The sequence below is a fragment of the Nostoc sp. UIC 10630 genome (assembly GCF_010747425.1).
Classification (GTDB): domain Bacteria; phylum Cyanobacteriota; class Cyanobacteriia; order Cyanobacteriales; family Nostocaceae; genus Nostoc.
The window spans coordinates 21625-28805 of record NZ_JAAGOG010000101.1 but is presented as its reverse complement, the minus strand read 5'-3'; the positions used below and the strand labels follow the sequence as shown (position 1 = coordinate 28805).

At 42.5% G+C, this 7181-nt stretch carries 5 protein-coding genes; 3 read left to right on the top strand and 2 right to left on the bottom strand.

Annotation, left to right across the window (positions count from 1 at the left end):
* The coding region (locus tag G1O98_RS21860; RefSeq protein WP_163931714.1) for a DEAD/DEAH box helicase at positions 1 to 1499 on the bottom strand (1499 nt) is incomplete at its 3' end.
* Between the two features lie 794 nt (positions 1500 to 2293).
* Here G1O98_RS21860 and G1O98_RS21855 point away from each other — a divergent pair.
* Both G1O98_RS21855 and G1O98_RS21850 read left to right on the top strand, forming a co-directional pair.
* Entirely contained in the window at positions 2294 to 3466 is a 1173-nt protein-coding gene (locus G1O98_RS21855) for an RpoD/SigA family RNA polymerase sigma factor (RefSeq protein WP_163931711.1), read from the top strand.
* Positions 3467 to 3759: 293 nt separating this feature from the next.
* Positions 3760 to 4254: a GNAT family N-acetyltransferase gene (locus tag G1O98_RS21850; protein WP_163931708.1), complete on the top strand. Its 495-nt coding sequence runs from the start codon at positions 3760 to 3762 to the stop codon at positions 4252 to 4254.
* A 471-nt stretch (positions 4255 to 4725) separates the two neighbouring features.
* On the opposite strand, the gene ctpA is transcribed toward G1O98_RS21850, so the two are convergent.
* Positions 4726 to 5970, bottom strand: coding sequence for a carboxyl-terminal processing protease CtpA (gene ctpA, locus G1O98_RS21845; protein WP_163931705.1), 1245 nt, complete (start codon positions 5968 to 5970; stop codon positions 4726 to 4728).
* Between the two features lie 506 nt (positions 5971 to 6476).
* On the opposite strand from ctpA, the gene petB reads away from it, so the two are divergent.
* Positions 6477 to 7124 carry a cytochrome b6 gene (petB, locus tag G1O98_RS21840; RefSeq protein WP_012407121.1) on the top strand — a complete coding sequence of 216 codons (648 nt, stop codon included), beginning with the start codon at positions 6477 to 6479 and terminating at the stop codon, positions 7122 to 7124.
* Positions 7125 to 7181: the final 57 nt, after the last annotated feature.

Genomic DNA, 7181 nt, shown 5'->3' with positions numbered 1-7181 from the left:
GCTCCCCTGCTCCCCTGCCTCCCCACGCTTACCCAAGTTTCCAAGGAAGGGGTGGCGGAACCTAACAATAAGGGGCAATTTTCTAATTCGGCTCGCCATTTAGCGACAGTGCGGGCATGGTAAGTAGGTATGGGTGAGTCTTGCTTAAAGCTACTGTCGTGTTCTTCATCTAAAATAATTAAACCCAAGTTGGGCAAAGGCGCGAAAACTGCGCTACGCGTACCAATAACAACTTGGGGTTCTCCTGTGAGCATAAGCCGCCAAGTGTCGTAGCGTTCGCCGTCGGAGAGGGCGCTGTGATAAACGCTGACTTTATTGCCAAAACGGGCGCGAAAACGATCGGTTAACTGGGGTGTAAGTCCAATTTCTGGTACTAAGACAAGGGCAGATTTACCTTGGCTGATGAGAGGTGCGATCGCTTGCAAATATACTTCGGTTTTTCCTGAACCTGTCACCCCATGCAATAAAACTTCAGCAAATCCATCTAATGTCTGGATTGTTTTTAAAGCGCTAGCTTGGGCAGCAGTTAAAGATTTAGCCCCATCGGGTGCCAATACTGGGCCCTGTTCGGTTCGCAATACTTCCCGTTCTTCAATAACGATGTAACCCTTTTGTGTGAGCGTTTTGAGAATAGAAGAACTAGCATTGCAAATTTGCAGTAATTCATTTTGCCACAACTCCCCATTATGCCGCCGTAGCACTTCCAAAATCTCTCGCTGGCGGGTAGTTAAGTCGCTATCAATTATACCTGTCAGCGTGACTGCTTTTTGTAGCTTTGGTCGAGTCAGCCGTGGCGGTTCTAAATAGCTTTCTACTAAACCGAATCGCAGCAACTCCCGAATTCCCCGATAGGCAGATTTGACTTTTTGTTGAAGGTAGGCGAAACTATAATCCCCCGCAGGCTGCACTTGCAAAAGTTGCCAAACTTGCCGCGCAGTAGGAGTCAAGAAAGCTAAAGGATCGGAAGGTGCTAGCAAATAACTACTTCCCCCTGCTCCCTGGTCACTGAGCGTAGCCGTTCGCGCAGCGTCTCGTAGAGAAGTGTGCCCCTTGCCCCCTCCTCCCCCTCCTCTAACAAGGCGGATACGGCGCTGCGATCGCCCCAGCAACCCTGGTGGTAGAGCAACCCGGATTACTTGAATCAGAGGCGTATAGTAATATGCAGCAACTCGATTGAGTAATTCCCAATAAGCACTTGGGAAAAATCCAACGCTGACTATATCTTCTACTTCTCGGATTTTTTCTGGTGCTAAATCAACATTTGGTTGTGCCAGTAACCGAATTGCGATCGCTCCTAATTGTTGTGCCCCAAATGGCACGCTCAAAATATCCCCTGGTTTTATTTCTAACTGGGCTGGCAATCGATAAGTAAATAATCCTGTACTTCCTGGACAGTCTACCAGTACTTCAACCCATCTATTAAGAGTTATACCTGATTGGTACGATTCGCTAGGTTCAGCCACTACTAAAGGAGATAAACTTATGCCATTAATATACATAGTTCCTGACTATAAAGTTAGATGTTTTCCTCACATAGCTGGTCAAAATTAACCTAGCTAACTAAACTCTAATTTTTTGCTTTCTTAAATTTAAATAGTATTTTTCAATACTGTTATCCTTCATAATACTTGATAAGTTTCCTCTTATGTAATCTACTAGACAAATTCGTATCAACTATACATGCAATAAATATTTGGTACCCACTATATAAATAAAAGCATGTCGGCACTTGCTGCAACAGTTGCTCTATCTACTAAATAGGGAGTAGCCTTTTTCCGCCTATCGATAGATATTCAACCCTTTCTGTATATGAGATGCTTTTATACAAATAAGATCATCCCAAAATTAAGCTGCCATAATTGTAATTTGTATCATTTGGGTAACTTGAAGTTGGGAAGGCATAACCCCATCACCAGGTTTTAAATTTATCCAGTGACTTCCAAATACCTAATATATATTTAGAAAAATATATGAAAGTTTAAGAAATTTGGATGGTTAGCTGAGATTTTTATGTTTGTTCAGGTTGAGAAAGTTTGAGGGGGTTTGACATATTTGGTAATTAAGAAAAAAATGAAGAATATAATCTGTTAAAAGCCTGAGAAGAAAGTTTTGTTGGGTGCTAAGGTCAGTTACGTTATAGGTTGTATCTAACTGTAACCCATAGGTTGTAAGTAGATATAGATTTTTATTCTTGAATAGAAATTAGCAGAAGCTTCTATTTCGCCATATAAAGGGGTGCATTCGTCCATTAGGGAAAACTACCAAGCCTCAAACGAGTAGCTGTAACTAAATTATGTACCAAACAAAACAACAATCCCTAAAGGAAACTATGAACATTGTTGAATTGGGAAAAATGGAAATACTGGAGAATGCTGCTGATATTGAAGAACCATCACTCGATAGTTTAGATGCAGTGGCAGATGAAGAGCCTCCAATTGTAGTAGAAAATCTGGAATCAGATGAACGCGATGGAGATGACATGGCGGCGGCCCGCCCTTCGGGATACAATAAAACCGAGCATGATGATGCCGTCGGCGCGTTTTTTAAAGAGATGGCGCGTTATCCGCTTTTAAAAGCTGATGAAGAAGTAGAGTTAGCGCGGCGAGTTAGATTTCTAGAGGAAATTAGGGAATTACAAGTTGCTTTAAACTTAAAACTAGGACAGGAACCTACCAAACTAGAAGTAGCTTCCGAGCTAGAAATGACCGAAAAGCAACTAGAAAGTCGCTTGTATCAAGGTAGAGTAGCGAAACGCAAAATGATTCGCTCCAACTTGAGGTTAGTAGTTTCTATTGCCAAACGATATCTAAATCGGGGAGTGCCTTTTCTGGATTTAATTCAGGAAGGAGCAATGGGTTTAAATCGCGCTACAGAAAAGTTTGATCCAGATAAGGGATATAAGTTTTCTACTTATGCCTATTGGTGGATTAGACAAGCGATTACCAGGGCTATAGCTAACGATGCGCGGACAATCAGGCTACCTATTCATATTGTTGAAAAGCTTAACAAACTCAAAAAAGCTCAACGGGAACTAAAGCAAAAACTCTGTCGGAATCCTACCGAAGGTGAAATGGCAGAAGCTTTGGAAATTAGCGTACAACAACTACGCCAACTACAACAGCTACGCCGTCAAGCACTTTCTCTCAACCACCGTGTCGGTAAAGAAGAAGACACGGAATTGATGGATTTGCTAGAAGATGAAGATAACCTGTCTCCAGAAGCAAAAATGAATGAAAACATGATGCGTCAGGAGATTTGGGAAGTACTAGGTGATGTGTTAACTCCACGAGAAAAAGATGTGATTTCTCTGCGTTATGGTTTGACCACCAGCGAACCCTGTACGTTAGAAGAAGTTGGCAATATGTTCAATCTTTCCCGTGAGCGAGTGCGCCAAATTCAAAGCAAAGCGATGCGAAAATTGCGCCGTCCCCACATAGCTAAACGCTTAAAAGGTTGGTTAATTTAGTTACATTTACGGAGATAGAGACGCAATACCTGATCATCACTTCGTTCCCATTCAAAATTCAAAAATAGATATTTAATTTTGAATTTTGAATTTTGAATTACCCGCATGGTTTGACTTAATTAGCTCCAATAATGAATTTAGGGGCTGGTATATTTATATTTCTTGAGCTTCGACTACCGCAACTCTCAAAAAACGGTCATTCTGTACCTTTTTCGGCTTTTGTTTAGTCATTTTAAAAAAAAATTGCACAGTTACCTATAGACTATGGACTATGAACTGTAGACTATAGACAAATGACTTCGTGTAGCAATTTGATTTTGCGTTTTGCTGAACCAACTGATTACAGCGTACTTTTTCAATTAATTCAGGGACTTGCTGAGTATGAAAAATTATCTCATGCTGTCACTGGCGATGCTCTGGCACTTAAGGAGCATTTATTTGGTTCGCACAGATATATAGAAGCGATTTTAGCAGAAACTGCTGGTCAAGCTGTTGCTTTTGCCCTATTTTTTCATAATTATTCAACATTTTTGACCAAGCCCGGAATTTATCTGGAAGACTTATTTGTTTTACCAGAGTATCGTAGGCAAGGTATTGGTAAAGCTCTTATTTCTAAAGTAGCCCAGATAGCTATAGAACGTGACTGTGGACGGTTAGAGTGGAGTGTGTTGGATTGGAATGAACCAGCTAAAGCATTCTACCGTAGTATAGGAGCATCTATATTAGATGATTGGCGAATTTGCCGTGTCACAGAAGACGCGCTTACGCAGTTAGGGGCTGTCAATTGAAGAAAAATTCAGCTATTCTGAATTCAGTAGTCACAAGAGGTTGTTGGAAAAGTGTTTTTCTCTAAACTTTAAGCACTTTTAGATCCTCACTAACCCTCTTTAAAAAGGCTATTAATTAACCAGATATTGCTTAACATTTGCGAACCTGATCATTTATTGATGACAAAAGCTAGCAGTAAAAATACAGGGTTGGGATTAGCGTAGACACAGAGCGGCTTGTCGTCTAGACATCGCTCATAAAATGATTGTGGAAAAACATGGTTGTCAAATTAGCGTCGAGTCCGAACTTGGCAAAGGCACAAAATTTGACAATTCATGTAGTACCGCCTAATTAGCTTTAGGACTTACACAAAACTTAACCAGGTAGGGGTACTCACGCAGGGTATTGCCCTTACCTGTAAATCCTGGTTTTGGTTATTGTTTGCGTAAGCCGTAAGCTTAATCAAGAAACCTCTTTTAACTCTTTAGCTTTTACACTTTTCCTGCCACAACCAAGTCTTTCTTCAAAAGTTCCACTGCTGCTTGATATTGCAGATCCGCTTCAGTACCAATCTGTTCGCGGTTAATTGGATCTTGGGAAATCACTTTATCTGGCTTAATACCTAGTTTGTTAATATCCCGGTGTTGAGGAGTTTCATACTTAGCAATTGTGACTGCCAATCCCGAACCATCTGATAATTCAAATAAAGATTGAATTAAACCCTTACCAAAAGTGGTTTCGCCTACCAACTGGGCACGACCGTTATCTTGGAGTGCGCCAGCCAGAATTTCGCTAGCACTGGCAGTTCCTTGATTCACCAAAATTACCAGAGGATCGTTCGTCAGGGCTGGCCCAAAGGCTTCGAAACTACCCTGAATGCCTTGTCTATTCACAGTGTAGACAATAGTACCAGAATCTAACCACTGACGGGCAATTTCAATTCCTGATTGCAATAATCCCCCAGGATTATTTCGTAAATCTAGAATGTAGGCAGCAGCGCCTTTTTTTTCTAGACTAGAAATAGCGTGTGCCAATTCCGTTGAGGCGTTGGCATTGAATTGAGTGAGACGTAGGTAACCAATAGATGTACCTTCAGTGGAAACACGCAATTCTGAAACCACAGGGTTAAGAGCAATGCGATCGCGCGTTAATCTAATTTCCGTTTCTGGCTCTCCATCCCGTTCGATGAGGAGAGTAACAAGGCTGCCACTTGGCCCGCGCATTTTAGTTGCAGCTTCATCTAGGGTAAGATTTTTTGTGGGCACGCCTTCAATTTTAAGAATGCGATCGCGTGGTCTAATCCCCGCTTTATCTGCTGGTGAACCTGCTATAGGAGCCACTACTTCCAACTTCCCAGTCTCAGGATTCAGGACAATTTGCAATCCTACCCCAGTCAGTTCCCCAGAAGTATTGACCTTTAAGCTGCGGTACTGTTCCGGGTCTAAAAAGCGGGTAAAAGGGTCATCAAGGCTCTTGAGCATCTTCCCAATTGCCGCATAACTGGCATTTGCGTCTGTAAGCGGCTTCTCTAGAACTTTTTGCCGCACAGCCGCCCAATTCTGATGATTAAAAGTCTCATCTAGATAAGTGCGATTAACAATTCGCCATACTTCGGAAACCAGCTTTTGTTCCCCCGTTAAAGCCACCGCAGGCTGGGTAAGCGTACCAAACGCCAACCAAAACGCCATTAACAACGAAAATCCAACCCGAAAGACTTGTTTGTTCATGAACCCCATTATCAATTCCACCTCAACCCAAATTGCCTAGAAATGCTCAGTTGTCCTGTTGTTGATGAAATCTATCTCTCGATTATGTTACTTTTTTTATAGAAGTGGTGCATTTCTCTCATCAAGTTGTTCAGTCAACTGATGCGTTGTATCCACTCACGAAAGGATAAAATCTACTTTGTGTCCACCATTTTCTGTGCAGGGGCGTAAAGAGATCGCAATATATTCCTTCTTTACAGAGTGTAAAGTTTCTGAAGACTCTTAGCACGCTGAAAGCTGACAAGCAAACGAAATAAACTCGTCTTTACCAAAATCCCAAAATTGCTAATTGGGAGAGAAGTCATAAGAGGCGGCTTATGAGAAGTCCATAGACAATTCTGTTGTTACCCTAGCCTGCGGCAACCCCTTGGGCGAACCCGCAGGATGCCGAGGCTTGGAACCATCAGAATTTTAGTCGCCGATTTAAAGCTTCGGGATTTATCAACCGCAACCGACTTTTAGGAACTTGAGATTGTATGGCCAACGTTTACGACTGGTTTGAGGAACGCCTGGAGATTCAGGCACTCGCTGAAGACGTTACTAGTAAGTACGTCCCTCCCCACGTCAACATCTTCTACTGCTTGGGTGGTATTACCCTGGTTTGCTTTCTCATCCAGTTTGCCACTGGATTTGCCATGACGTTCTACTACAGGCCAACAGTCACTGAAGCGTTCTCCTCAGTGGAGTACATCATGAATGAAGTAAACTTCGGTTGGCTAATTCGCTCCATCCATCGCTGGTCTGCCAGCATGATGGTGTTAATGATGATTTTGCACGTCTTCCGGGTTTATCTCACAGGTGGTTTTAAAAAGCCCCGCGAACTAACTTGGGTCAGCGGTGTCATCCTAGCTGTAATTACAGTTTCCTTTGGAGTTACCGGCTATTCCCTACCTTGGGATCAAGTTGGCTACTGGGCTGTAAAAATCGTTAGTGGCGTACCAGAAGCAATTCCCGTAGTTGGCGTTCTGATCTCCGACCTGCTGCGCGGCGGTTCAAGTGTTGGTCAAGCAACACTAACTCGTTACTACAGCGCACACACCTTTGTGCTGCCTTGGTTGATTGCAGTCTTCATGCTGTTTCACTTCTTGATGATCCGCAAGCAAGGCATTTCCGGGCCTTTGTAATCTCAATTATTAGCGAAAGGCAAGATTTGTCAGTTTTCAGATGAAGTTGTTTGTTTT

Bases quoted from the DNA above. Each gene is read 5' to 3' on its own strand.
- G1O98_RS21855 (WP_163931711.1), top strand. From the start codon at position 2,294: ATGTACCAAACAAAACAACAATCCCTAAAGGAAACTATGAACATTGTT.
- G1O98_RS21850 (WP_163931708.1), top strand. From the start codon at position 3,760: ATGACTTCGTGTAGCAATTTGATTTTGCGTTTTGCTGAACCAACTGAT.
- ctpA (WP_163931705.1), bottom strand. From the start codon at position 5,970: ATGGGGTTCATGAACAAACAAGTCTTTCGGGTTGGATTTTCGTTGTTA.
- petB (WP_012407121.1), top strand. From the start codon at position 6,477: ATGGCCAACGTTTACGACTGGTTTGAGGAACGCCTGGAGATTCAGGCA.